This is a genomic window from Pedobacter sp. B4419, assembly GCF_059693725.1.
Map to the genome: position 1 here is coordinate 1242276 of NZ_JCASSL010000002.1, position 25610 is coordinate 1267885.

General features: G+C 43.3%; 25 protein-coding genes. 15 read left to right on the forward strand and 10 right to left on the reverse strand.

The window, feature by feature from the left end; translation table 11 throughout:
- Nucleotides 1–6: 6 nt before the first annotated feature.
- The 3 genes from AC570H_RS16905 to AC570H_RS16915 all read left to right on the forward strand — a co-directional run bounded on the left by AC570H_RS16905 (nt 7) and on the right by AC570H_RS16915 (nt 2187).
- Nucleotides 7–492, forward strand: a complete 486-nt coding sequence (locus AC570H_RS16905) for a hypothetical protein (RefSeq protein ID WP_497356950.1) — start codon at nt 7–9, stop codon at nt 490–492.
- Between the two features lie 78 nt (nt 493–570).
- Nucleotides 571–1293 carry a LytR/AlgR family response regulator transcription factor gene (locus AC570H_RS16910; protein ID WP_497356952.1) on the forward strand — a complete coding sequence of 241 codons (723 nt, stop codon included), beginning with the start codon at nt 571–573 and terminating at the stop codon, nt 1291–1293.
- Nucleotides 1294–1542: 249 nt separating this feature from the next.
- Complete coding sequence (locus tag AC570H_RS16915; protein ID WP_497356954.1) at nt 1543–2187, forward strand: DUF6624 domain-containing protein; 645 nt, start codon at nt 1543–1545, stop codon at nt 2185–2187.
- Between the two features lie 47 nt (nt 2188–2234).
- On the opposite strand, the gene AC570H_RS16920 is transcribed toward AC570H_RS16915, so the two are convergent.
- Genes AC570H_RS16920 through AC570H_RS16930 form a run of 3 tightly spaced genes read right to left on the reverse strand, consistent with a single transcriptional unit; the run spans nt 2235 to nt 2934 of the window.
- Nucleotides 2235–2519, reverse strand: a complete 285-nt coding sequence (locus tag AC570H_RS16920) for a hypothetical protein (protein ID WP_497356956.1) — start codon at nt 2517–2519, stop codon at nt 2235–2237.
- Nucleotides 2520–2572: 53 nt separating this feature from the next.
- Entirely contained in the window at nt 2573–2758 is a 186-nt protein-coding gene (locus AC570H_RS16925; RefSeq protein ID WP_497356958.1) for a hypothetical protein, read from the reverse strand.
- 2 nt (nt 2759–2760) lie between these two features.
- Complete coding sequence (locus AC570H_RS16930) at nt 2761–2934, reverse strand: DUF6496 domain-containing protein (protein WP_497356960.1); 174 nt, start codon at nt 2932–2934, stop codon at nt 2761–2763.
- Between the two features lie 187 nt (nt 2935–3121).
- Here AC570H_RS16930 and AC570H_RS16935 point away from each other — a divergent pair, with 187 nt between their 5' ends.
- The 4 genes from AC570H_RS16935 (at nt 3122) to AC570H_RS16950 (ending at nt 7644) form a co-directional block, all read left to right on the forward strand.
- Entirely contained in the window at nt 3122–3601 is a 480-nt protein-coding gene (locus AC570H_RS16935; protein ID WP_497356962.1) for a hypothetical protein, read from the forward strand.
- A 38-nt stretch (nt 3602–3639) separates the two neighbouring features.
- Nucleotides 3640–4200: a hypothetical protein gene (locus AC570H_RS16940; protein ID WP_497356964.1), complete on the forward strand. Its 561-nt coding sequence runs from the start codon at nt 3640–3642 to the stop codon at nt 4198–4200.
- A gap of 460 nt (nt 4201–4660) precedes the next feature.
- The gene (locus AC570H_RS16945) at nt 4661–6274 is read left to right on the forward strand and encodes a discoidin domain-containing protein (RefSeq protein ID WP_497356966.1); all 1614 of its coding nucleotides are present in this window, start codon (nt 4661–4663) and stop codon (nt 6272–6274) included.
- Between the two features lie 47 nt (nt 6275–6321).
- The gene (locus AC570H_RS16950) at nt 6322–7644 is read left to right on the forward strand and encodes a DUF3472 domain-containing protein (protein ID WP_497356968.1); all 1323 of its coding nucleotides are present in this window, start codon (nt 6322–6324) and stop codon (nt 7642–7644) included.
- Between the two features lie 95 nt (nt 7645–7739).
- On the opposite strand, the gene AC570H_RS16955 is transcribed toward AC570H_RS16950, so the two are convergent.
- A complete protein-coding gene (locus AC570H_RS16955) occupies nt 7740–8465 on the reverse strand; it encodes a sialate O-acetylesterase (protein WP_497356970.1) in 726 nt (241 codons plus the stop codon).
- An 89-nt stretch (nt 8466–8554) separates the two neighbouring features.
- Entirely contained in the window at nt 8555–10918 is a 2364-nt protein-coding gene (locus tag AC570H_RS16960; protein WP_497356972.1) for a TonB-dependent receptor, read from the reverse strand.
- A gap of 203 nt (nt 10919–11121) precedes the next feature.
- Here AC570H_RS16960 and AC570H_RS16965 point away from each other — a divergent pair, with 203 nt between their 5' ends.
- Genes AC570H_RS16965 through AC570H_RS16975 form a run of 3 tightly spaced genes read left to right on the forward strand, consistent with a single transcriptional unit; the run spans nt 11122 to nt 14017 of the window.
- Nucleotides 11122–12228, forward strand: a complete 1107-nt coding sequence (locus AC570H_RS16965) for a sensor histidine kinase (protein ID WP_497356974.1) — start codon at nt 11122–11124, stop codon at nt 12226–12228.
- 3 nt (nt 12229–12231) lie between these two features.
- Nucleotides 12232–13335 (forward strand): sensor histidine kinase, encoded by a 1104-nt coding sequence (locus AC570H_RS16970; RefSeq protein WP_497356976.1) that lies wholly within the window; start codon nt 12232–12234, stop codon nt 13333–13335.
- Nucleotides 13304–14017: a LytR/AlgR family response regulator transcription factor gene (locus tag AC570H_RS16975; protein ID WP_497356978.1), complete on the forward strand. Its 714-nt coding sequence runs from the start codon at nt 13304–13306 to the stop codon at nt 14015–14017. The genes AC570H_RS16970 and AC570H_RS16975 overlap by 32 nt, the downstream gene beginning before the upstream one ends.
- Nucleotides 14018–14057: 40 nt before the next feature.
- Here AC570H_RS16975 and AC570H_RS16980 read toward each other — a convergent pair whose 3' ends face one another.
- From AC570H_RS16980 to AC570H_RS16990, 3 genes are all read right to left on the reverse strand, one after another.
- Nucleotides 14058–15248, reverse strand: a complete 1191-nt coding sequence (locus AC570H_RS16980) for an efflux RND transporter periplasmic adaptor subunit (RefSeq protein WP_497356980.1) — start codon at nt 15246–15248, stop codon at nt 14058–14060.
- A gap of 2 nt (nt 15249–15250) precedes the next feature.
- The gene (locus tag AC570H_RS16985) at nt 15251–19615 is read right to left on the reverse strand and encodes a CusA/CzcA family heavy metal efflux RND transporter (RefSeq protein ID WP_497356982.1); all 4365 of its coding nucleotides are present in this window, start codon (nt 19613–19615) and stop codon (nt 15251–15253) included.
- Nucleotides 19616–19691: 76 nt separating this feature from the next.
- Entirely contained in the window at nt 19692–20006 is a 315-nt protein-coding gene (locus AC570H_RS16990; RefSeq protein ID WP_497356984.1) for a DUF6660 family protein, read from the reverse strand.
- A 461-nt stretch (nt 20007–20467) separates the two neighbouring features.
- Here AC570H_RS16990 and AC570H_RS16995 point away from each other — a divergent pair, with 461 nt between their 5' ends.
- Nucleotides 20468–21007: a Crp/Fnr family transcriptional regulator gene (locus AC570H_RS16995; RefSeq protein WP_497356986.1), complete on the forward strand. Its 540-nt coding sequence runs from the start codon at nt 20468–20470 to the stop codon at nt 21005–21007.
- 45 nt (nt 21008–21052) lie between these two features.
- A complete protein-coding gene (locus AC570H_RS17000) occupies nt 21053–21604 on the forward strand; it encodes a DinB family protein (RefSeq protein ID WP_497356988.1) in 552 nt (183 codons plus the stop codon).
- 283 nt (nt 21605–21887) lie between these two features.
- Here AC570H_RS17000 and AC570H_RS17005 read toward each other — a convergent pair whose 3' ends face one another.
- Nucleotides 21888–22280, reverse strand: coding sequence for a bactofilin family protein (locus tag AC570H_RS17005; protein ID WP_497356990.1), 393 nt, complete (start codon nt 22278–22280; stop codon nt 21888–21890).
- The gene (locus AC570H_RS17010) at nt 22280–23116 is read right to left on the reverse strand and encodes a M23 family metallopeptidase (RefSeq protein ID WP_497356992.1); all 837 of its coding nucleotides are present in this window, start codon (nt 23114–23116) and stop codon (nt 22280–22282) included. Before AC570H_RS17010 ends, AC570H_RS17005 begins: the two co-directional genes overlap by 1 nt.
- Before the next feature lie 282 nt (nt 23117–23398).
- Here AC570H_RS17010 and AC570H_RS17015 point away from each other — a divergent pair, with 282 nt between their 5' ends.
- Genes AC570H_RS17015 through AC570H_RS17025 form a run of 3 tightly spaced genes read left to right on the forward strand, consistent with a single transcriptional unit; the run spans nt 23399 to nt 25527 of the window.
- Nucleotides 23399–23860, forward strand: coding sequence for a carboxymuconolactone decarboxylase family protein (locus AC570H_RS17015; RefSeq protein ID WP_497356994.1), 462 nt, complete (start codon nt 23399–23401; stop codon nt 23858–23860).
- Nucleotides 23861–23910: 50 nt separating this feature from the next.
- Nucleotides 23911–24252 carry a YciI family protein gene (locus tag AC570H_RS17020; RefSeq protein ID WP_497356996.1) on the forward strand — a complete coding sequence of 114 codons (342 nt, stop codon included), beginning with the start codon at nt 23911–23913 and terminating at the stop codon, nt 24250–24252.
- A 12-nt stretch (nt 24253–24264) separates the two neighbouring features.
- Nucleotides 24265–25527: an RNA polymerase sigma factor gene (locus AC570H_RS17025; RefSeq protein ID WP_497356998.1), complete on the forward strand. Its 1263-nt coding sequence runs from the start codon at nt 24265–24267 to the stop codon at nt 25525–25527.
- Nucleotides 25528–25610 lie beyond the last annotated feature (83 nt).

Below are 25610 nucleotides of genomic sequence, written 5' to 3' on the forward strand. Positions count from 1 at the left end.
AAGTAGATGAAAAAGATTTTAATAGGTTTCTTGTTCGCTTTTGCAGGTCTTGCCGCCGAGGCCCAAATTACCTTGCAAAAAAAGCCGATGAACGTGCAACCCATCAGCACTACCGAAAAAATTAAGATACCCTTTACCCAGCCGCCCTTAGTACATGATGACGGTGGCTGGGAGAAAGGGCCCAGCAATTGGTCAGGCTCGGCTACATTTCCGGTATCCTATCGGGGAGGCATGCTTTTCTTAGACCGTGGCACCAATGGTTTAGTGCGTTACCTCATGATCGAAATCCAGTTTAAGGAAGCCGGATCTATAGAAGTAGCAGCCAATAGCATGGCAGCCACAGCACAAGGCTTTAACGGCTGGAAAACTGTTTTTGGCAAAGCCGGACAAACCATAAAACAGACCATTATCAGCAAGGAAAGCGATTTTGGTCGCGAAATCAACCTCTACCTGAAGAATTTTAGGCCCTACAGAAAGAGTCAAGTCAACTAATCAAACCAACGCCCTCAATCTATGTTTGCCAATCAGCAATTAAAACCCGAAATTTATAGAACCCAACCTCACTCAGCCATGTTAAAAGCAGTAATTTTAGACGATGAAATTAGGGGCAGCAAACTGCTGAGCCATAAACTCGAATCATTTGAAGACGAACTCTTGGTGATCGGTGTTTTTAACGAACCCGCGAAAGCCCTCGATGCTGTTACCGAACTGGCACCCGATGTGTTGTTTCTGGATGTAGAAATGCCCGGCATGAACGGCTTTCAGTTTTTAGAACGCTTGGGCAGTTTCAACTTTGAGGTTATTTTTACCACAGCCTACGATAGCTATACGCTAGAGGCTTTGCGCCTAAGTGCCGTCGACTACCTGCTTAAACCTGTTGACGAGGAAGACCTGCAAACCGCCATTACCCGCTTAAGGAAAAGGGTGGCCGAAAAAGCCATGTTCAAATCGCTCAAGTCTGAAAAGCCATCGAGCCCTAGGATTGCATTGCCCACCGCAGAAGGCGTTTATCTGATAGACAAATCGCACATTATTAGGGTAGAAGCCATGAGCAACTACAGTGTTTTTTTACTGACGGAAAACAGAAAGATCGTGGTTTCTAAAACCTTGAAAGAGTACGAAAGCGCTTTAGACGATGTCCACTTTATGCGGATCAACCGTTCGGTGATCGTAAATTTAGATTACGTAGTGAAATACCGCAAGGGCGACGGGGGAACTTTGGAACTAAGCGACGGCGCTGAAATTGAGGTATCGCCACAGCGGAAAGATTTGTTGATGCAGAAATTGTTTTAGAAATAACCGGTTTCTTGCAACGGAACATAGAAGAAGAACCCGCTTTTTCCTAAACCCGATTGACAGCGATAGCTTTGAGCAAAGCGAAAAAACTTGAGCTGAAAGCGGGACTAACGATGAAATGCTGTCTTTGCTTTTCTAATCAAAAACATCCATCGTTTTTAATGCACAGAACTTAAGGCTACGCTACAACTTGTAACAATTTTATTTTCCAATGGTCAGAAGCGGTAAATTAGCTAAATTTAGTCCATGAAAATTCGATTGCTCTTTATCCTCTTATTTTTTACAATTGTTGCCCGTGCGCAGCAAAACAAGGCTTTAGCCGATACTTTGGCCAGAATGGTTGTTGCCGATCAAAAGGCCGCTGGTTTGCCTCCAAAAGGCATAGATTTTAACTCGCCTGCTTGGCAGAAACTGAAGGATAGTACTTTTACCAATCATTATGAAAAGCTCAAGGCGATGTTCCCGCAAACGGGATATCCGGGCTATGATCGGGTAGGCAAGGAAGGCTCTAAAAATTTCTGGCTGCTCGTACAGCACCTGGATAAATGGCCGGCTTTTCAGCAAGAGATATTGGCAGCGATGGAGAAGGAAGTTGCCAAGAATAATGCTTCGCCAACCGATTTTGCCTACCTCACCGACAGGGTTCGATTAAATACCGGGAAGCAACAGGTTTATGGCACACAGGTTACTTATAATTTGGAAACCTGCCAAGCAGTGCCCAGGTCTTTAGAAAATCCTGAAACCGTAAATGAACGGCGCAAAAAAATGGGCATGGATGTGTTGGAAAAATACCTCAACAGCATGTCTGAAATGCATTTTCAAATGAACAAGGAATCCTATGAGAAAAAAGGGATTACCGCACCGAAATTGGTTCCAGTACCTGGCAATTAAATAAAAATGGCCATTGTTCAATGGCCATTTGACAAGATTTTGAAAGATTAGTTTTGCCGCTCCACAAACTTGTGGAAGGTACTCTCTTCGCCATTTTTCTTTTCTTCCTGGTAAAGCAGGTCCAGCTTGTTGGAATCTAGCGCTTCAAAAAACTTATCCCAAGTAATTTCTTCGAAGCTATCTTGGTCTTTACTGTGTTTGGGGAAATGAATCCTTAACAAACCATCACTATTTCTGGTATGGGTATCCTTAATAATGGCAGGTACGCCGCCTTGTTCTTCTACCCAAGCTTTAATTTCTGCATGGTTATGTGTTTGTTTTGCGGTGCTCATGATTTTATGGTTTTAATTTAAAATTGAATCTATTATTTAGCGCACAGGCTCATCTAGTTGTGTTTAGTCGTATCGGCTAGCGAGCTTTTCCTTGTTGTATCTGCGCTCAGTGTATCTGCAGGTGTAACAAGGGCCGAATCGGATTGGGTTCTTTCTTGTTTATCAGCATGGCAGGCAAGCAAACCGATGGCTAACAAAAGGAACATTCCGAAGACTTCTCCTTTCCTGATGATTTTCATGGCTATTTCTTTTTGGGAACTTTTGCGCCCTCTTTTCGGGCTTCTGATAGACCAATGGCCACTGCTTGTTTTTTAGAAGTTACCTTTTTGCCCGAGCCGCTTTTTAAGGTGCCTTCTTTTCTCTCGTGCATGGCTTTTTCTACTTTTTCGCCAGCTTTTTCCGAATACTTTGTCATGATAATAAGGTATTAAGTGAATTGGCGCATGTAAATGGTATAGTATAAAACACTTGTCATACTAAAAGGTTTGATGATTGGTACAACCTAAACGACTAGATTTTATTATTTTAGGAAATTAAAATGCTAAATGTAGCCCGGCGGATAAACCATTTCAAACACCAGACACAACCTATTTATACTTCTTATGAGAAAAATACTTCTAATCATTTTGCTTATTGTAGGCAACTCTTCTGTGTTTGCACAGCAAAAAAAGACGAGTACCTACCTCACAAAAGAAGAGCTGATTGGAACTTGGCAAATAGGGAGCAAAATAGTTGGCAGTGGACTGAATCAAAATTTTGTGTTTAACAAAAATGGAACTTTTGTGCTAAACTTATATAACGATGGTGATGATGCCAGGAATTTAATAACGTTAAAAGGCCGTTATCGCATGCATGAGAATGAATTATACCTGACAATATTAGCTAAAGTATATATTGAAGGGGAATTAGAAATGGGTAGCGAAGCGATAACTTCTAGCTTATTGCAGTTTGGCCCAGACTCAAAGATTAGAGAGATGAAAGAGCCCAAGCCGAAAGAAATACCCGACCCCTGCTATATCACGGTCCTATCGCGCAGCAATATTAAACTGAACAATCAGCTCTATTATAAAGTAAGGATATAATCAAAATCTTATCTTTCAGGTATAACGTCATTAAAAAAATGCGAGACTTCCCTCAATCAGAACAATATAGAAAATACCTGATCTCTATTCATTTAAAAGAAAGGATAGGCTATACGATTTGGGGTACAGATATGGCAGATGACGAAATAGACAAATTATTCGTTGTAGATGGAAAACTACTCCTGTTTTCGTCGATTGAAAAACTTAAAAATTCTATTAGATCTTTCGTTTCTCCATACCTTGATGTAAAGAATTATGAAAACTGGATAAACGAAAATGATTTTAGCGAAGCTTATAACATTAACGACTTCTCGGTTTTTAACAATTTCAATGAAGCTACATTAAATGACAAGGAACAATCATTAGAGTTGTTAGATTGCATCAATCTTGCTCAAGATCTTTTTATTCAGCTGGACAATGCTAATGCGCTCCACTTGTTTGGGCAACAAGAAATGATAGATTTAAAGGATTATATTTATTACAATCATTTTTGGAAAAAAGACGAGGAGTATAAAGTTGGAAATCTTAACAACACCACCATTGTTTCGTTGCTAAAAGATCTCTACTCAATGTTTATCGCAAGTACTCGGATCATATGAAACCTTCTGTTCTTATATGTCTTCTATCGTAAAATTGATATAAGCTAAATTCATTTTGCTTCTCTTTTCTTGGCCTAAGCCTGAATTACCCTCCAATCAAACGTTTGCGCGATCTAAATTTTTAAAGCCCTGATTCTCAATCTACAAAAACGATCAACTTGGTAGCCTAAGCGCATAATAGGCTTTTTGCCCCATCCGCTATCCTGCACAAACCAGTCAAACGTTTGCGTGGCTTTGTTGCATACCATCCGTTCAATTTGTCTGTAACTTAATTGTTAGAAAACGATGAACAAATCTATTTTCGAACGCTCCATTTTCTGCTAAAAGTTTGGAAAGAGGCCTGGTTTGGCAAATAATGTACCGTTTTGTTCCGGTACAATCAAGGTTGAAAAGAGGCTGAGCTACAGCAAATACATTGAAACAATGCTAAACCCTATAACCTAGACTAAATTTTTATCTTATGAAAAAAACCAACCTATTCTTGGCGGGCATTTGCTGTGCTGCTCTCTTTATGCTTTCCTGCAGAAAGACCGAAACACCCCAACCCGAAGACAAGAATTTTACCATCAACAACAAGTCGGCCTTGGCCAACATCATTACCCAAACGCGTAATGTAAATATTGTGTATTTCGTGCCCAACGACCTCGATACCTTATCCGGTTACCGAAAAAGATTGAGCGACCTTTTATTGTGGACCCAAGACTGGTATAAACAAGAAATGAACCGCAATGGCTATGGCAACAAAACTTTTGGCTTAGCTAATGATGGTTCGGGTGGCGTAAAAATCCTAACCATTAGAGGCAGTCTGCCCAAAAGCGGCTATCCTTACTCTGGCGGTTCGGGTGCGGTAGCCAGCGAGGTGAACGCCTATTTCGCAGCACATCCGGCTGATAAAACCAGCGATCATACGTTGATTATTATTCCACGCTATTCCATTGGGTCGAACGGCACCCCAAGTGGTGGTCCGTTTTATGGCACAGGCCGATGGTGCTATGCCTTAGACTACGAAGAAATGGACATCCAAAACCTGGGTAAGACCGATGCGGTAGGCAATCGTTTCAGCGTATGGTTTGGTGGCTTGGTACACGAGCTGGGCCACGGCCTCAACTTGCCACACAATAGGCAAAGAGCTAGCACCGACTCGGCATTGGGCATGGCTTTGATGTGGGCCGGCAATGGCACCCTAGGTAAAAGCCCAACTTTTTTAACCGCAGCGGATGCCGCGATTTTAAACACCAATCAGGTATTTAACAACAATAGCAATACGTATTATGGATCGGTTACCTCGAACATCAATAAAATATATGCCAGCTATTCTACTTCTTTGGCGGCTATTGTGGTATCGGGCAAGTTTACCTCAACGGGCAATGTAACCAGCATTTTGTACTACAATGACCCGAATGTAAACAACGAAGGCACGGGTGTAAACCACGATTACAATGCCATCACCTGGGAATCGAAGAAAATCGGAACCGACAGTTTTAGGGTGGTGATGCCTATCGCCGACCTGGTAGAAAAAGCCGATGGCATTCCTTACGAATTGAAGGTAAAACTGGTACATGATAACGGTACGGTAACCGAACAAATCTATTCTTATACCTTTGCTGGTGGTGTTCCCGTCCTTGCTTTCAGCACCAAGAACGAGTTGAGCAAAACCGGATGGAGCATCTACTCTTTCAGCTCTGAAGAAACCAGTGGCGAAGGGGCAACCAATGGCAGGGCAGCCAGGCTGATTGATGGCAATGGCAGTACTTATTGGCATTCGCGCTGGACAGGCACAGCTACTTCTTATCCGCACAATGTGGTGATCGACTTAGGTTCGGCCAAAACAGCCAGCGGGTTGAGCCTAACGCAGCGAAGCGGACTGAGCAGGGCGATTAAGAACTTCGAAATACTAACCAGTACCAATGGCACCACCTTTACTTCGCGCGGAAATTACGTAGCACAAAATGCCAATGGACCACAGTATTTTGATTTTAGCAGTGCGCAAACGTTTAGGTACCTCAAGGTAATTGCCAACTCGGCACAAGATGGGCTGCAATTTGCCGCACTGGCCGAACTGGGCTTGTATTAAACCAAATCTATATATAACCCAATCATCCCTATTTAAACTTAACAGCTATGAAAAAGCATTATTTAAGGGTTACCATGGGCATTTGCCTGTTATTGGCTATTGGAGCCTGTAAAAAACAAGCCGGCATTGGTGCCGATGAAACACCCGAAAAACTATTGCCCCCGGCCAATACCAATACCGCGAATAGCCTGGGCGGTTCGTCGCTAACCGTAGGCTTGGGTGGCAATGCCTTTATCACTGCCAATGGCGGTGCAGAGCTCATCAATTCTACCGGCCTGCACAACTGGACATCGGCCAATGCCGTTACCAGCGTGTATTTTAGGCTAGGTTTAACCGGCGATGTAACTGTTGCCTTAAAAGCAACCGTACCATCGGGCAGCAGCAATATTCAGGTAACCATTAACGGTACGGTATTTACCAAAACCATTACTGGTACCGCGGCCACTACCCATCCCATTGGAACGGTAACGGTAAGTAGCCCGGGTTATGTAAAAGTGGACATCAAAGGACTAAGCAAAACGGGATCTTACTTTGGCGATGTGTCTGATCTGGTTATCAGCGGACCAGCCGTAGCATCTGGTGTACAATACGCCAACGATGCCACTAATTACTACTGGTCGCGCAGAGGGCCATCGGTTCACCTTAATTACAGCGTGGGCACTAATACAGAATGGTTTTACAGCGAGATTACCGTACCAACCGGCGAAGATAAAATCGGCTCGTATTACATGGCCAATGGATTTTCTGGGGGTTATTTTGGCATGCAGGTAAACTCGGCTACCCAACGAAAATTCCTGTTTTCGGTTTGGGATCCCAGCACTGGCCAAACTACGGTTACCCGTACCGGAACCGGGGTTACCGCAGGCCGTTTTGGCGGAGAAGGTGAAGGAGGCCAATCTTACCTTGTTTTTAACTGGGTTGCAGGCAATACCTATAAATTTTTAACACAAGGCAAACCTGATGGTGCTGGCAGTACAGATTATTCTGCTTGGGTATATACGCCTGAAAGCGGTACCTGGCGTTTTCTGGCCACTTGGCATAAACCTAACACCAGCACTTATCTTACGGGCATGTATTCGTTTTTAGAGAACTTTTTGGATTACAATGGCTATTTAGGCCGTAAGGCTTTGTATGGCAACCAATGGTATAAAACGGCAACTGGCAGTTGGACCGAAGTAACCAATGCTTCTTTTAGCAAAGATGCCACGGGAAGCAACGAACAGCGAATGGATTATAAAGGCGGTGTGGAGAGTGGAAAATTCTTCTTGCAAAACGGCGGATTCTTTGCCAATTACACCGCTACTCCAGCAAGCTTTACACGTACTGCTACCGGTACAGCCCCTACCGTTAACTTGAGTACACTTCCTTAAATTAACAAATAAAAAAAGCCCCATGTCAATTGGCTGGGGCTTTTTTCTGCGCTTGTTCTAATTGAAATTATCAGCTGAAAATTGCCAACTGCGTATTATTGCTTTAGCTTAAGCATAGCCTGGGCAAAACGATGGCCATAAGTGGTTGCTGATGGACTATCAAAATGTGTGGTATCGCCTTTATGTACTAAACCTTCTGAAGAAACTGTACCGGTATATTTAATGCTTGATGGCACTTGACGGATCACTTTATTAATGAGTTCATACCTTTCGCGGTAGGTACCCAGCTCGCCCACTACAAAAGGAAGCCTAGGGTTGTGGGTAACCTTGCGTACACGATCAATCAATGCGGTTAATTTTTCCAAATAAACCGCTGCACTTTTTGGATTGCTATCCGATTCTCCCTGTAGCCAAATGGCACCTACAACTTGTCCCTTCTTCATAGCGGCTTCGATGCGCAGCAAGGCGTCGTCATACGGATGGGTTTTGGTGGCCTCATCATAGGCACCAGGCTCCCATTTTGCAATCGATGTGCCTCCAACCGCACAAGGCACCAGGTAAATGGTATCTTGCGGATAGGCTTTGGCCAAATCGGCACCAAAAGCCAAACCCGGGCCCACACCCGCCGCTTTAGGCTTATCAAAATGGATTGGATGCCTGGCCGGCACCCAATTGCCTTCAGCATCGAGCATAAAAACCCTATCGAAATGCATGTTTCTGTATTCGTCGGTTAGTGGCCCTCTGCCAGCCATGTTAGATTGGCCCATGAGCAAATAAACTTGTGCCTTTCCTTTGGTCTGTTGCCTCTCAATTGGTTTCATTTTAAAACCCAAAACGAGAAACAGGCAACAGCAGACTAGTGTGATCGATAATTTCATTACAGGATGATTAACAACACCTAAGTTAAGATTTATTCGTCGGGCAAACGATCTTGTTCGCTTTTTTTGCGGTTAAACCTGTAGGTTACCGTGGCCAAAACCGACCGGCCAACTGGCCTGAATATAGTTTCGCGCTGGTAGCTGGTCGTGACAAAATTCTGCTGATTGATGAAGGAGTCGAAAATATTGACACCACTAATGGTCAATGACATTTTTTCCTTAAAGAAATCTTTACTGATGGCGGCATTTACACGATACTGGCCCTTGTTTACAGCCTGTACATCTTCGTTCCTTCCGCGATAGTTAAACGTACCTTCTATGTTTAGATTTTTGGCAAATCGCATCCTAGAGCTTATCCGTGTGGTCCAGGTGTTGTTGTTCGAACTGTAATCGACCCCTTCATAAGACCCGTGCTGCCGGTAGCCATAATAATTGAAATCCCATGACAAGCGCCACCAGGCTAGCGGATTATACATGGTGTTGAGTTCAAAACCATACCTGTTTTCGTAATCAAGGTTCACGGGTGTGCTTACAAATCCTACATCGCTTTGTTTCAAGATATTTTGGATGTAGTTTTTGTTATGTGAAAAATAAATGGATGGATTTATGGTAAACTTGCCCCATTTTCTCAGGAAAGCCAATTCGAACGAATCGGAAAAAGAGGGATCCAAATCTGGATTGCCCGTGGTCAGGTTTCTGGTGTCAGACAAACCCGAAAAAGAGTTCAGCAGAAAAAAACTAGGTCGGTCAATCCTTCTGCTATAGCTCAATTGCAGGTCTACATTTTCTTTGAGGCTATAGGTCAAGTGCATGGTAGGAAATAGGCTCAGGTAGTTTTTGTCGCGCTTAAATGTTTCTTTACGATCAGCAATCCCAATGTCTGATAGTTCGGCCCTTAAGCCCAACAAATAGCTCAGCTTATTCATCTTGTTGCCAAACTGAAGATAGCCACTGTACAGGTTTTCATCGTATTTGAGCTTGTTGGTAAAAGCTTCGAGCAATACACCATCAGCTTTAGACCAATAATCGCTCCTAATGGCACGCAAATCGGCCCTGACACCCGCCTCAAAACGTGCGTTTTTTCCAAAACCGGTTACATAATCACTTTGGATGTAGATATCGTCGCTGCTTTCGATATCGCGGGTGAGCAGTTGTGAAATCGGGTTGCCCGTTGGAAAATATTTTTGCTGGCGGATGTCCTGGTTTTCATCATCGTTCCAAAAATCATAGCGCAGGCTAACGGTCAGCTTGCGGTCTTTGCGATCGAAGGTTTTCACGTAATCTAAATCCAGGCGGTTATATTTTTGGGGCTCCCGGTAATTTTCGAAACGGCTGATGGCACTGTCCAACACATTGCTTCCATTAAAATAATTGTAGTTATAACTGGTTGTATCCTTGTTTTTAAGCAGTTCGTGGTTATAGCTTCCAGTAAGCGTATTCTTTTCGTTGATGTAATAATCTACCCCTAAATAAATGTTATACAAATCGTCGTTGCGGCCTACGCCCCAATTTTGGCGCAATTGATTGGTTTGGCCGTTTGCTATTGTTTTTTGTGTAATGCTTCCATCGCCATATTGATTACGGTAACGATAACCTAGGTTAGAAAACAGGTTAAATTTTTCGGTTTTATAGCTCAGGTTCAGGTTGCCTGCGTAATTGGCCGGATCGCCGGCAGTGGCCTGTACAGACCCATTCAGTCCCGAAGACAGGTTTTTCTTGAGTACGATATTAATAATTCCGGCTCCACCCTGCGCCTCATAACGTGCCGATGGATTGGTAATCACCTCCACCTTTTCGATGTTGCCAGCTGATAGCTGATCTAAGCCATTGTTGCTAACCAAGGTAGAAGGCTTGCCGTTAATGAGCACGCGCACGCCAGTGTTACCTCTTAAACTGACCGTTCCATTGGCATCTACACTTACCGAAGGCACATTGTTGAGGATATCGCTGGCTGTACCTCCTTTGGAGATCAAGTCTTGGCCAACGTTAAATACTTTTTTATCCAGGTTAAGCTCAACTGTAGATTTTTCTCCGATGATACTGACCGATTTAAGCAGCTTTACATCTTCCTTTAAAAGCACAGTACCCAAATCAGTATCTTTATCTAGTTGCTGGTTTTCTAAAATATAAGGCTTATAAGAGATAAATTCTATTTTAATGCGGTATTTGCCTGGAGCGATTGCGATTGAGAAAACGCCGGCACTATCCGTTAATGTGCTTTTTAGCATCTTGTTATCAGCAGCAGAAATAATTGCTACGCCAGTTTGTCCTAAAGGCTGTTTCGTTTTTTCTTCCAGTACTTTGCCTTTTAAGGTAATCTCTGGGCTTTGTTGAGCCAAGCTCGGCAAGCTGTACAAACACAGCAACAGCACAAGCAGTTTCTTCAGTTTCTTCATTATTTTGGGTTTATAAATCCGAAAATGAGGAATTAGACCAGGCCAAAAATAAAGTACCTACAAATAGGGGGATTATACCTCCTGATAGGCAATTCTTAAAGACCAAGCCAGTCCGTCGATGTTTTGCTGCTATCCATAGGCATTTTTTACTTATTCGTCGCTAATTGGCCGATTGCCTGGCTACTAATCTTATATTTGAAACAATGTCATTATTTGAAAGAGCCGTACGCTGGAGCAGCAAACACCGATTAGCTAGCCACCTTATTTTTTGGCTGACCGTGTCTATCATTACCGTTTCTGACTTTGATCCGGCCTACGATGAGATCTGGAAATACAAGCTGATCAAAACCTCTTTCTATGTTTCCTTTTACATGCTCGGTTCTTACTTTGTAGCCTATGTGATTATTCCGCAACTGACTACTAAAAAAAGATACGCCGCAGCCATAGTTTATTTCTTGATTGGCAGCTATGCGATAACTGCTCTATTGCGCATCCTTACCGTTCATGTGCTCGAACCCATTGTCAGGATTCCGCCTTTTGAAAAAGAATCGATTGCCGAAATCCTTACCGATATTCCATGGCTGATCAAACGCTATTTTATCCATTTCTTTTCTGTAGCCTGGATTTTTGGCTTTTTTAAACTGCTTAAAGACCAATACCTGATGCAGCAACGCAAGCTTTTGTTAGAAAAAGAAAAAACCGAAGCCGAACTGCATATCTTAAAGGCACAGCTTAATCCGCATTTTCTGTTTAACACGCTCAACAATATCTATTCGCTCTCGCTCATCGACTCGCCGGTTATTTCTAAATCCATTACAGAGCTTTCAGAAATTTTAGACCATATCCTCAATCGTTGCAACGAAACCTATGTGCCCGTATCAACAGAAATTACCTTGCTCCATAATTACATCGGACTAGAAAAATTGCGTTACAACGATCGTTTACAGGTAGATTTTCAGCACAAGATAGATCAAGACGTAGCCATTGCCCCATTAATTCTGCTCTCTTTAGCAGAAAATGCCTTTAAGCACGGAGCAGGGGAAGACATTGGCAGCCCAAGCATCAATATTAAACTTAGTCTTGAAAACAATCAATTCAAATTTTTAGTAGCCAACACCTTTGTAGAAGACAAAACTAGGGTGCAATCTGAAAGAATAGGATTGAACAACATTAGAAAACAGCTTGATTTGATCTATGGTAGCCATTATAGCCTCCATATCTCTACAGAAGACAAAATGTTTGCCGTATTATTAATGATCAACCTCGAAACGCACCAAAAGGATAATAACCTAGCCAAACCTTATATTTGATTTATGTCATTGTTCGAAAAAGTTGTACGCTGGAGCAGCAGAAACCGTATGGCGAGCCATTTTCTTTTTTGGCTGGTGGTATTTGTGCTGACCGTGAGTGGCTACGACCACAATTATCAACTCCGCGAATCTTTTACGACAGAAGTGATAAAAAGTGCCTTCCGCGTATTTTATTACATGATTTTGGCCTATTTCATGGCCTATCTGATCATCCCCAAATTGATGACGGCAAAAAACTATCTTTTTGTCATTCTTTATTTTATTGTAGGAAGCTATATCATCACTGTTTTTACCCGCGCTACAGGCATATATCTACTTGAGGAATTGGTAAGGCCGCATCCATTTGAAAAGGAATCGCTGCTCGAAATCTTGACCGATATACCTTGGCTCATTGAAGAATACTTTATACACAACTTTACCATTGCCTGTATTTTCGGCTTTTGCAAATTGATCAAAGAACAGTACTTGGCCCAGCAAAAAACGCTTTTGCTCGAAAAAGAAAAAACAGAAACCGAACTCAAGGTATTAAAGACCCAGCTCAACCCTCATTTTCTGTTCAATACACTCAACAACATCTATTCGCTTTCGGTGATCAGCTCGCCCGTTACCTCTAAATCTATTGCAGGCCTTTCAGAAATTTTAGACCATGTGCTCTATCGCTGCAATGGCACTTACGTCCCTGTTTCAAGCGAGATTGCATTGTTGCACAATTACATCGGCCTGGAAAAACTGCGCTATACCGATCGCCTACAGGTAAATTTCAGGCATCAAATTGATCGCGATGCACCTATTGCACCTTTAATCTTATTGTCGCTAACCGAAAATGCCTTTAAACATGGAGCCGGAGAAGACATAGGCAATCCGATGATTAATATTGCGCTCAGCCTCGAAAACAACCTGTTCAAGTTCGCCATTGCCAATTCTTTTGTGAAAACCCATCAGGAGCCATCAGAGAGAATAGGCCTCAACAACATCAGAAAGCAATTGGATTTGATTTACGGAAAAAACTACGAGCTTAGCATTTCGACAGCTAACGATATATTTACGGTATTATTAAACATAAACTTAGACCCAGATGTCTTCAAAAATAAAGTGTCTATTAGTTGATGATGAGCCATTGGCGATCCAGCTAATGAAGAGCCATGTGGCCTTGCTGGATACTTTTGAAGTGGCCGGCACTTGTGGCAACGCCATTAAAGCTTTAGAGTTTTTGCGCACAACACAGGTCGACTTGATATTTCTGGACATCAAAATGCCACAGCTTACAGGGATTGATTTCTTAAAGACCTTGAAAAATCCGCCGGCAGTAATTATTACCACGGCCTACCGAGAATATGCAGTAGAAGGCTACGATCTCGACATTATAGACTACCTTTTAAAACCCATTACTTTTGATCGCTTTTTTAAGGCCATTGACCGTTACCTGAGGCTAAAGGCACAGCCACAACCCACATTCGCTACTCCAACGGCAGAAACCGATTTCATATACATTAAAACCGGCAACAAATTCAGGAAGCTCCATACCAACGATATCCTGTACGTAGAAAGTTTTAAGGATTACATCATTATCCATTGCACCGAACAACAGCTCAATGCGAAATATAAAATCAGCGATATCGAAATGGAATTGGAAGGCAAAAATTTTCTGCGCATCCATCGTTCCTTTATTGTAAACCTTAAAAAGATAACGGCCTTTACCCCGCACGATATTGAAATTGGCACCAAGGAAATTCCCATTGGCACCAATTACAAAGAATATGTGTTCAAGATTTTAAAGAACCCGATTTAGATTTGTCACCTCCCCCTACCCCCTCCAAAGGGGGACAAAATTATTCTTCCTCTTCGGCACCACTGGCCACTTTCGATTCGAGGTAAAAAGCGCCTTTGGTTACCAAGGTAGTTTTAGCTGGCAACGCAACAAGCGGTTTGATTTGGGTAAAGCCCAATTCGCTCACTCCTGTGGCCACTTCTATCTTTTTGAATTTATAATCATCGCCTTTGGCATCGTGGTGTTCTTCCACCACAAAAATATAGGAACGCCCACCCGATTGTACCAATGCCGTAACAGGTACCGCCCAATCTTTTTGGCTACCCACATTAATCAATGCGGTTACGTACATGCCAGGGATCAGGTTTTGGTGCTGTGGATTATGGATAACTGCATGCACAATTACGCCTTTGCTTTCGTTCTCAAAAGACTTGTTAACGCCATTAATGGTTCCGGTAATTACCTGATTATTTTGATTGGTTAACTGAAAATTAACCTGTTGCCCAATTTTTACGGCCATGAGGTCTTTTTCAAATACCGTTAAATCGCAATGGATTTTCGAATTGTCCACCACTTCCATAATCGAAGTTCCCGGCTGTACAAAAGCGCCAGTATTGGCCGTAATCTGTCCAACAGTACCATTAATAGGCGACAATACCGGAAATTGTGAAACGATATTTCCTGCAGCTATCTTTGCTACCGAAATACCCAGCTGCTTCAATTGGCTTTCGTAGGCCTTGAGCCTCGCCCATTCGGCATTAAAATTGGCTTCCGAAGCTTGGAAGGATTTCCCCGTTCCGGCGCCGGCTTCTCTCAGTTGTTTTTGTCTTTCGTACTCTGCCTGTACATAGGTGAAGCTGTTTTTATTGGCCAGGTAGTCTTGTTGCAGCTTAATGAGGTCTTGGTTTTTAACAGTGGCCAACACCTGTCCTTGTTTTACCTGTTGACCTTCGAGCACATGGATCCGACTAATAATGCCACCGTACAGTACGCTTACATCAGCCTGATTTTGGGGTGGTACCGCTAACTGGCCATTGGCTTTGACTACAGCACTGAGGTTTCGCTGTTCCAGCGGACCAATTTCAATGCCTACAGCCTTTAATTGTGCTGCGCTTAGCTCGAGGGCCTCCTTTTTGGCTTCGGCAGGAGCGATGGGCGCTTCTTTTTTGGTTTGCTCGTTACTGCATGAGGCTAAAAAGCCAACACTAAGCACTGTTAAATAAATGAGCTGTTTATATTTCTGAATTTGCATGATTATTCTCCTTTTAAATATTGTATTTGAATGGCTGATTGATTGAGTTGGCTCACAGCTTCGAGGTAAGCCAGTTTAGCCTGCACTGCAGCGCTGGTGTTTTGGATGTATTCGATGTATCCAATTTCACCGAGGTTGAATGAGACTTGAGCAATACGCAACTGTTCGTCGGCCTGTTTAAGACCAGTGTTGAGGTAATAGTCTACCAGCTGCTTATATTTTTGGTAGTGTTGCAGCTCTTGCTCGTAAACCAATTTCAGCTGCGATTGTGCATTTTCAAAATTACTTTGGGCTACCTGTACCCCAATTTGCTCGGCCTTTACTTTCGCTCTGCCCGCCTGGTTAAACAGTGGCAAAGCTACACCTACCTGAATGCCTGCAATGCGTGTTCCTGGAGAATAGGTTCGGCTGATATTAGCCGGATTAAACCCCGAAACCACCAATTGCTGGTTATAGCCCAAGATAAAATCGGGCCTATTTTTAGAACGCTCTACCGCAATTTTGGCATTGGCTACTTCTATCTCCTGCTGGGCAACTCCCAAAGAAGCATTTTTACCCGTTTGAAGCGGGACTGCTTCCGTTAAAAAGAGAGGCAGTGAACTGCTTTCTACCACAATAGCGTCTTGCGTATTAAGCAGTTGCTGCAGGGCCAGCTCATTTGTTTTTAAGTCGGCCAAAGCCCCAATTTTCATCGCTTTTATTTCTTGGTATTTGTTTCGGGCGCTCATTAATTCGAGGTTGGAGGTTTCTCCGGTCTTAAATCTTACCTCTGCTTTTTTTACGAAACCTGCATACAAGCTGTCTTGGTAATTCAAAATGCGTAAGGTTTCCTGAAACAGTGCCTGTGTATACCAGGCATTGCGTACAGCCCTCGTAATATTGGCTTGTGTGGCCAAGTGGCCGCGCTGGGCCAAGGTGCTTTGTTGGTTTAGCAGTTTACGCTGTTTGGCATATAGTCCCGGCCAGGCAATGTTTTGGGTAATCCCGATGGCATTGTCCATGTTGCCACCACTGGTTGGATCTTGGGTGAGTACCAATTCGGTTTTTGGCAAATCTACGCCCGATTTTTGCAAAGCCTTGGCCTGTTCTACGGTTAGGCCCGAAGAACGGAGCTCAAGGTTACTGCGCAAAGCTTTGGCAATGGCACTATCCAAGCGCAAAGGTTTTTGCTGGGCTTTTGCTTCTGTGCCCACAGTCCCTAAAAACAATACAAAAAGCAGGCTCATCAGCTTGGGCATTTTTAGTTTTTTGGTTTCTTTTTTATTGAACAAAAGATAGAGACAGGGCAGCACAAACAGGGTAAGCAAGGTGGCAGTGATTAAACCCCCAATAACTACGGTGGCCAATGGTTTTTGTACTTCGGCACCTGCACTGGTAGAAAGCGCCATGGGCAGAAAGCCTAAAGATGCAACCGCAGCCGTCATAAGCACGGGCCTAAGCCTGGTTTTAGTCCCTTCGAGCACGCGGTCATAAATATTATCAACTCCTTCGCTCTTGAGCTGGTTAAAATAACCGATCAATACAATCCCATTGAGCACGGCAACTCCAAATAAGGCAATAAAACCAACCCCAGCCGAAATACTGAAAGGCATGCCCCGTAAAAACAAGGCAGCAATGCCTCCAATTGAGGCTAATGGAACGGCTGTAAAAATGAGCAGACTGTCTTTTACCTTTCTAAAGGTTGCATAAAGCAGCAGGAGGATTAAAATCAATGCCATGGGTACTGCAACAGATAGCCTGGCTTTGGCGGCCTGCAAGTTTTGGAACTGCCCGCCATAGGTTAAATAATAACCACTTGGGAGCTTCAGTTCGCTATCTAGTTTATGCTGGATTTCCTTTACCGTACTTTCTACATCGCGGTCTTTTACGTTAAAGCCAACATAAATGCGTCGATTTCCTTCTTCTCTTGAAATTTGGGCTGGTGCATCTTTAAATTCGATCCCAGCCACTTGGCTTAAAGGAACTTTATTGCCAGAGGGAAGCGGAATGAGCAGGTTTTCTACGCTCGAGATATTTTCCCGCAATTCGCGGTTTAATCGGATCACCAGGTCAAAGCGTTTTTCGCCTTCAAAAACTACGCCGGTTACACTGCCTGCAAATGCGGTTTTTAAGATCATATTCACATCACTGATGTTCAATCCGTATTGCGCCATTTTATTCCGATCGTAAGCCACTTGAATTTGTGGCAAGCCACTCACTTTTTCGATAAAAGGTTCGTTTACGCCTTCCACATCATGAATCAATTTGGCAATTTTATTGGCTTCTTGGGCCAGTACATCCAAGTCGTTTCCATAAATCTTAATGGCTACGTCTTGTCTAATGCCCGTCATCAGTTCGTTGAAACGCATCTGCATGGGCTGTGAAATTTCTGCCTTGATTCCCGGAATAACGGACAATACTTCTTCCATTTTCTCCATCATTTCTTCACGGCTGGTGGCCGATTTCCACTCGCTTTTGGGCAGCATGGAGAGCATCATGTCACCCCTTTCCATAGGCATGGGGTCTGTCGGAATTTCGGAACTTCCGATACGCGTAACGGCCTGCTTAATTTCTGGAAATTTGTCTTTCAACAGTTTTTCGGCTTTGCTAAATGTACTTACCGCTTCAGAAAGGGAGGTGCCCTGCATCATCGAAATTTCTACGGTCAAATCGCCTTCTTCCAAAGTGGGAATAAATTCGCCACCCATCCGGCTAAAACCCCATATCGCTATCGAAAACAATACAAACACAGCAACAACTACAATTACCTTAATTTTGAGTACCCCGACCAATGCCCGTTGATAAATCCTTTGCAAAAAGGCAATCAGTTTATCGGAAATATTGGGCTTATGTTCTGTTTTTTTGCTCAAAAACAAGGCGCTAGCCATGGGCACATAGGTTAACGACAGGATAAACGCACCCAAAATGGCAAAAGCTACAGTTTGGGCCATTGGCTTGAACATTTTCCCTTCAATGCCTACTAAAGAAAGCAAAGGCAGGTATACAATGAGAATAATCAGCTGACCAAATGCAGCAGATTTCATCAGTTTGCTGGCGCTGTTGTTTACTTCTTCGTCCATTTGTGCCGAACTGAGCTTTAAAATGCCTTGTTGTCGATATTTGCCTGTAGCAATATGATGCACGACGCTTTCTACAATGATCACGGCACCATCTACAATCAGTCCAAAATCTATGGCACCCAAACTCATTAAATTACCCGATACACCGAACAAATGCATCATGAAAAAGGCAAATAACATGGCCAAGGGGATTACGGAAGCTACTACCAATCCTGCCCGCCAGTTACCCAGTAGGAGCACCAGCACAAAAATAACGATGAGCGCTCCTTCTAACAGGTTTTTCTTTACAGTACCCATCGCCCTGCCCACCAGTTCCGTACGGTCTATAAAAGGTTCTATGACCACGCCTTCGGGTAGCGATTTTTGGATCTGTATCATGCGTTCTTTCACATGCCTGATCACCTGGCTAAAGTTTTCGCCTTTGAGCATGAGTGTTACGCCGGCCACTACTTCGCCTTTGCCATTACGGGTAACGGCTCCATAACGGGTAGCACTGCCAAACTGCACCGTGGCGATATCACGGATCAAAATAGGCGATCCGTTTTGGTTTTTGACCACAATTTTCCGGATGTCTTCTAGGTTTTGGATCTGTCCCAATCCCCTAATAAAATAGGCATTGTGCTGCTGTTCGATGTAAGAACCACCTGTATTCTCGTTGTTCTTTTCGAGGGCGGTATAAATTTCGGGAATGGTCAATCCTAGGGCGTTGAGCTTGTCGTTATCCAAAGCAATTTCATATTGCTTAACATAGCCTCCCCATCCGCTAACCTCTGCCACACCTGCCGTGCCCGCCAACTGGGTGCGCACCAACCAATCTTGTAAAGTACGGAGGTCTGTAGCAGTATATTTATCCTCATAGCCCTTTTTAGGGTGGATTACATATTGATAGATTTCGCCCAAGCCGGTAGTAATTGGGGCCAGCATGGGTTCGCCCAAGCCTTTCGGAATGGAACTTTCGGCTTCTTTGAGCTGTGCGTTTACCTGCGCCCTGGCCCAATACACATCTACATTGTCTTTAAAAACAAGGGTGATTACCGAAATGCCGGAGCGTGAAATGGAGCGTTTCTCGATGATACCGGCAATATTGGCCATGGAGAGTTCTATAGGTGCAGTAATGAACTGCTCTACCTCTTGTGCACCTAAATTAGGGGCTTGGGTAATTACCTGCACCTGGTTATTGGTAATATCGGGTTGCGCATCAACCGGAAGGTTGTAGATGGCATACACACCAGCCAATGCCAGTGCCAGCGTAAACAGCCCGATAGTTACTTTGTTCTTGATAGAGAACGAAATAAGTCGATCAAACATAAGTTGAAAAAATTAATACGATACGAAATAGCAGGACCTTTTGTGGCCTGCAACAGGAAATAGGGATAAAATCGTATTAAGCGTTTTGCGGAGGTTGCCAAATAGGCATGCTCAGCTTCTGGATGGCCGAAACTTGAGCCGGAAGGTAGGTTCTTAGCACCGATTTTTCGATATAGCTACCCAAATCGGCACTCAAAAAATGCCTTACTACCGAGCAGCAGGCACAGGTACAAAATGGCGGACAGGCTTCTTGATTGCAATGCGAGGTATCGCCTGCATCTTTTTGGATGGTCTGCTGATTTTGTGGAAACGAGATAGCCAAAGCATCTGCGCAAGGCATAAATGCCAGCATAAACATGTATAAGCTACAGATGATGGTGAGGTATCTCATTGAGACAAAGGTAGGAAAGATTGTTGAGAGTCGGAAGTCGATAGTCAGAAGTCTGTTAGAGCGCCTATTTTAATGGAAGATGTAAAAGGTAAAATGGAAGATGGAAGATGGAATATAATTCAAAGCTGATGGTTTTTAGTTTAACTACAATGGCACAACGTTCTTGATTAGGATCTACGATTTGTCATCCAGAGCAAAGCGAAGGATCTACCTCGAGACAAGCTGAGTGGTTAACGACATTTGTTGCACTGCCCCAAATAAATAGCCCTGATTGTAGCGGCATCCTTTTTAGCAAGGCTAAAAAGATACAGCGGAAAGCGGGACTGGCTTTGATTTGTTGCAGAAGAATTGTGCTCCTAAAAAATAATCCCGCTGGCAGTTTTCAGTTAACCATTCAGCAATAAGCCAATGACCAATCAGCGAATCAACCAAGTTTAGCAAAAAACCATTAATTTCGAGCAATGCCCGATCAATCATCTTTTTTGCCCCAGCTTATCCATTCGTTGCAAACTGCAGGGCTTCAAAAAACCTATGCCAAGGGCCAATACCTGCTGAGAGAAGGCGAAACAGAAAAAAATCTTTATTTCATCGTTTCAGGCGCTGTACGGGTTTTTCTCCCTTCGGCACACGAAGAACAAACCATTAGGTTAGGCTATGAAGGTTCCATTATCAATTCGCTGGGTTCTTTTTTAACCGAGCAGCCTTCTGAATTTTATATCGAAGCCATTCGCAAAACCGTGGTGAACGTAATCACAAAAGAAAAGGTTATCGAAGTTAGCCAGGCCAACCTTGCCAATTTAAAAGGCTATAACCATTTGCTTGAAAATGTAATTGCGCAACAGCTCGAAAGAGAAGTAGACTTGTTAACGGTTTCACCAACGGAGCGTTTGCAAAGGGTATTGAAAAGGAGCCCGAATCTTTTCCAGCATGTCCCGCTCAAATACATCGCGTCTTACTTGCGCATGAGTCCTGAAACGCTAAGCCGTATCCGAAATTCTTGATTAGGATCAAGAGCCAGCAAATTGCCAGTTTTCATCTTTGCCTTCATGAAGATTAACAACACACAACTGATTACCGAACTCTTAGAAATTACCGAACGACTGATCCTCGTGGCAAAAGGGTTTAACGAGCTGGATTTAGCCCAACTCCATTTTAAACAAAGGCCAAACCAATGGAACATATTAGAATGCCTCGAACACCTTAACCTGTATGGCGATTTTTATTTGCCGGCCATAGAAAAGCAAATACTAGCCAAGCCTAAACATGAAGCCAGTAGCTTTAGGCCTGGCATAATGGGCAACTATTTTGTTAAGCTGATCCGCGTACGGGAAAAGCAGAAGAAAATGAATACCACTCCGGATAAAAATCCAAGCTTACAAAGTTCAGCGCTTACAATTACCGCAATCGACCGCTTTTTAAAACAACAGGAACATTTGAAAGTACTGCTTGCCCATGCACAAGTGCTTGACCTAGGGCGGATAAAAACGCCTGTATCTATCAGTAAATTAATCAGGCTAAAACTAGGCGACACCCTACGTTTTGTGGTTTACCATAACGAAAGGCATGTTTGCCAAGCGGAAAGAACAATGCTCAGTTAGCAGTTTTCAGTTAGCGCTTTTCAGCGCTCCGTTAATACTATTAAGCCTCACATATTAAAACCACATAGGCACATAGAAATACATCCTATTGGGAAAATTATATGTTGGCGTATTGAGCTTTTAAGCATTCAAACCTTCCAACGTTTTAACAATGAACCAATGAACACTTTGTCATCCAGAGCAAAGCGAAGGATCTATTCTAGAATTAGATTTTGTTGCACTCGGAATGACAAATCTAAGCAGCAAGCCCAAACAAACTAATGACTAATGAACCAACAAATTATTATGCTTGAAGTTCTTTTTCTTCCGATTTAATCAGCTGTTTCATTTCGAGCTTACCGTTGTACTGGGCGCCAAATTCGATTTCCAAGGTTTCTGTTTTGATATCGCCATTTACCTCGCCGGTTTTTTTGATTTCGAGCTGCTTGCTTTTTACATTACCTTTAACCGTTCCGTAAATAATGGCCGATGCAGTTTCGATATCGCCGACAATGCTTCCCTTTTCGCCTAAGATAATACCGCCTTCAACCTTCACATTGCCGTTAATCTTACCGTCGATCCTGATGACCGACTGGCCGCTTACATTTCCGGTTAAAACAAATCCTTCTCCAATTAAAGTAGATATTTCTTGTTGATCTATGGGCGCCAGCTGTGTTTGTTTGGATTTCTTGAACATTATTCTAAGGTTAAAAAGGAACGCGGATTGATAACTTTGCCGTTTTTATGTACTTCGTAGTGAAGGTGTGGTCCTGTAGACCTGCCTGTAGAACCAATTTTGCCAATTTGATCGCCTACGCTTACCTTTTGGCCTTCTTCAATCAGTATCTTCGACAAATGGCCATAATAGGTTTCGAAGCCATTGCCATGGTTAATCACGATGCAATTGCCATAGCCGCCTCTTCTGCCCGCAAAAGCCACTCGGCCACTGGCAGTACTGCGTACAATTTCGCCGTAGTTGCCCTTTATGTCTAGACCTTTATGCGATTCGACGCTCTCGCCCGTAAAAGGATTTTCGCGGTGGCCATAGCCCGAAGTAATAGCTCCCAAATGCGGATAACCCAATGGGGTATACGCTACATAATTGGTCATTTTGTTTAAGTAGCTATCATAAAACTGGCCTATTTCTTCAACCGAAAGAATTTCGTCGCTCTTTTCTCCGCCAGCATCTTTGGTAAGCGGCTTAATGCCCCTTGCCTTTAAATATTTGTTGATCTTGCCTAGCTTCTGGTCTATAGACTGGTAATATCTTTTGATAAGCGAGGTGTCTAACGAGGCTGTTTGGGTTTTGGCATGCGTGAGTTCCTTTGCCAATTGATCTTTTGATAACTGAACCGATGCCCTGCTGTAAGTGAGGTAAAAAATCGTACCCAAGAGCAATACAAAACAAGCCACCACCGCCAATACATATTTTTTCCAATGCTGGATATACGTACTCGGCACATGGATGGGTTTGCTGATATTCTGGTTCTTGTTTACAAAGATGATGGTGGTTTTGTCCTTCTTCCTTGTCATAGTTTGTTGGTTTGTTTTTTTTGGTCAGGTTGCAAATATATGGTTTTCAGACTCATATAAAAACACTTGCCTGTTTAGTCGCCTAAATGTTGCCAGAGAAATAGCCCTGACAGCGAAAACGGCAATTTAATTAATAGTTAATTAATATTCTGATTACTTTAAATCTGTCTTCTTAAACGGAAGTTTTGCCATACCTGATATATTTTAAAAAAAATTTGTTGTCGAATGTCCAATTGTCCAGAGCTCGATCATTATTGAGGTATAATTTAAATCTTAAAGACAATGGAACAAAGAATCAATTTTTTCGAAAAAGGCCAAAGCGCCATGAAAGCAATGTATGGTTTAGGAATGTACCTGGCTAAATCGCCGGTAGAGCAGCCACTTTTAAACCTGATCTATTTTAGGGTATCGCAAATCAATGGCTGTGCCTATTGCCTAGATATGCACTCGAAAGACCTGCGTGCCAAAGGCGAAACCGAGCAACGCCTTTACATGTTGGATGCTTGGCGCGAGGCTCCAATTTATACCGATCGCGAACGCGCTGCCCTAGCTTGGGCCGAGGCCTTAACCAAAATCAAGGATGGCCAGGTAGCCGATGTCATTTACGATGAAGCAAAGCAACAGTTTAGCGAAGCAGAAATCATCGACCTTACCCTTGCTGTTACCACCATTAACAGCTACAACCGCATTAACATTGCTTTTCGCCCACCGGCAGGCACTTACCAAGTAGGCCAACATGGCTAACCCAATCACATTAATTCTTATCTTCAGCCACCTTTTAAATCTTAAAAAAAATGAAAGAGTTTCTCTTATTGTTCAGACAACCAAGTTATGATTATAGCCAAACAACGCCCGAAGAAATGCAGGCATTAGGCAAAAAATGGCAAGACTGGATAGGCGGTATTGCTGCCCAAGGCAAATTGGCCAACAACGGATCGCGCCTGGCCATGGAAGGCAAAGTGCTCAAAGCCGGCGGTGTAATTACCGATGGCCCCTTTGTAGAAATAAGGGAACGTTTGGGCAGTTTTGTAGTAGTTAAAGCCGATAGTTTAGACGAGGCAACTACCTTGGCCCATGGCTGCCCTGCCATTGATGCGGGTGGCAGCGTAGAAATCAGACCCATATTTGTTTATTAAAAACCAAGGTCCATGGGCAGCTATGGACCTATTGACATGCAACACGAAGAACGTTTAAAACAGCTTTTTAAGCAGGAGTTTGCCAAAATGGTAGCTGTAATCAGTAAGCTATTCGGATTGGAGCACATTGAACTGGCGGAGGATTTGGTGAGCGAAACCTTTTTGCAGGCCACCACCACTTGGGCCACGAAAGGCATGCCCGAAAATCCTGCAGCCTGGCTGTATGCTGTGGCCAAACAAAAAACACTGGCCCATTTTAGGCGCAATAAAATCTATACCGAAAAGGTAATGCCCGAAGTCAGTTTGCAACAGGAAGAAGTACAGGAGATGGAGCTCGATTTTTCGCCAAAACACATTCAAGACAGCCAGTTGCAAATGATATTCGCCATTTGCAATCCGGCCATTGCTAGTGAAGCCCAAATTGGACTCGCCCTGCGCATCCTTTGTGGCTTTGGCATCGATGAAATTGCAGGCGCTTTCCTGTCCAACAAAGAAACCATCAACAAAAGGCTGTTTAGGGCCAAAGAAAAACTGCGAAGTGAACAAATTCAATTGGCATTTCCGCCAGCCATAGCAATCAATGCACGGTTAGACAATGTGTTGCATGTTATTTACCTCTTGTTTAGCGAAGGTTATTATTCCAATACGCAAAACGAAATATTGCGACAAGACCTTTGCCTGGAGGCATTGCGCCTAGGGCTGATTTTAATTGAAGAGCCCAGCACCAATTTGCCCAAAACCAATGCGCTCATTGCCTTGATGTGTTTTCATGCTTCGCGTTTTGGCGCCAGAACTGGAATCGACAATTTACAGGTGCTGTATGAGGCGCAAGACCCTTCCCACTGGGATATGGCCCTGATTAATCAAGGGCGATACTTTTTGGCACAATCGGCACAGGGAAACGAATTAAGTTCCTATCATTTGGAAGCTCAAATTGCACACTGGCATTGCCAAAAAGAAGATACGCCCCAAAAGTGGGAAGCCATTTTACAGCTGTACAACGAGTTGCTGCTGATTAACTATTCGCCCAGCGTAGCCCTCAACAGAACCTTTGCGCTTTACAAAGCCAATGGGCGGGAAGAGGCGCTCATTGAAGCCGAGAAACTCAAGCTAGAACACAATCATTTCTATTTTGTGCTATTGGCCGAGCTTTACCAGGATTTCGACAAAGAAAAGGCTAAGCAACAGTTGGAAAAAGCCTATACGCTGACCCAGACAGATCGGGAGAAAATACAGATCAGAGAGAAAATCGGTTTGCTTAACCAACATCCTTAAACACAAAAGGGCGATGTATTGCTACACCGCCTCCTGCTTCATTTGATTTGTTAATTTGTTTGGATTAATGATAAACCACAGCA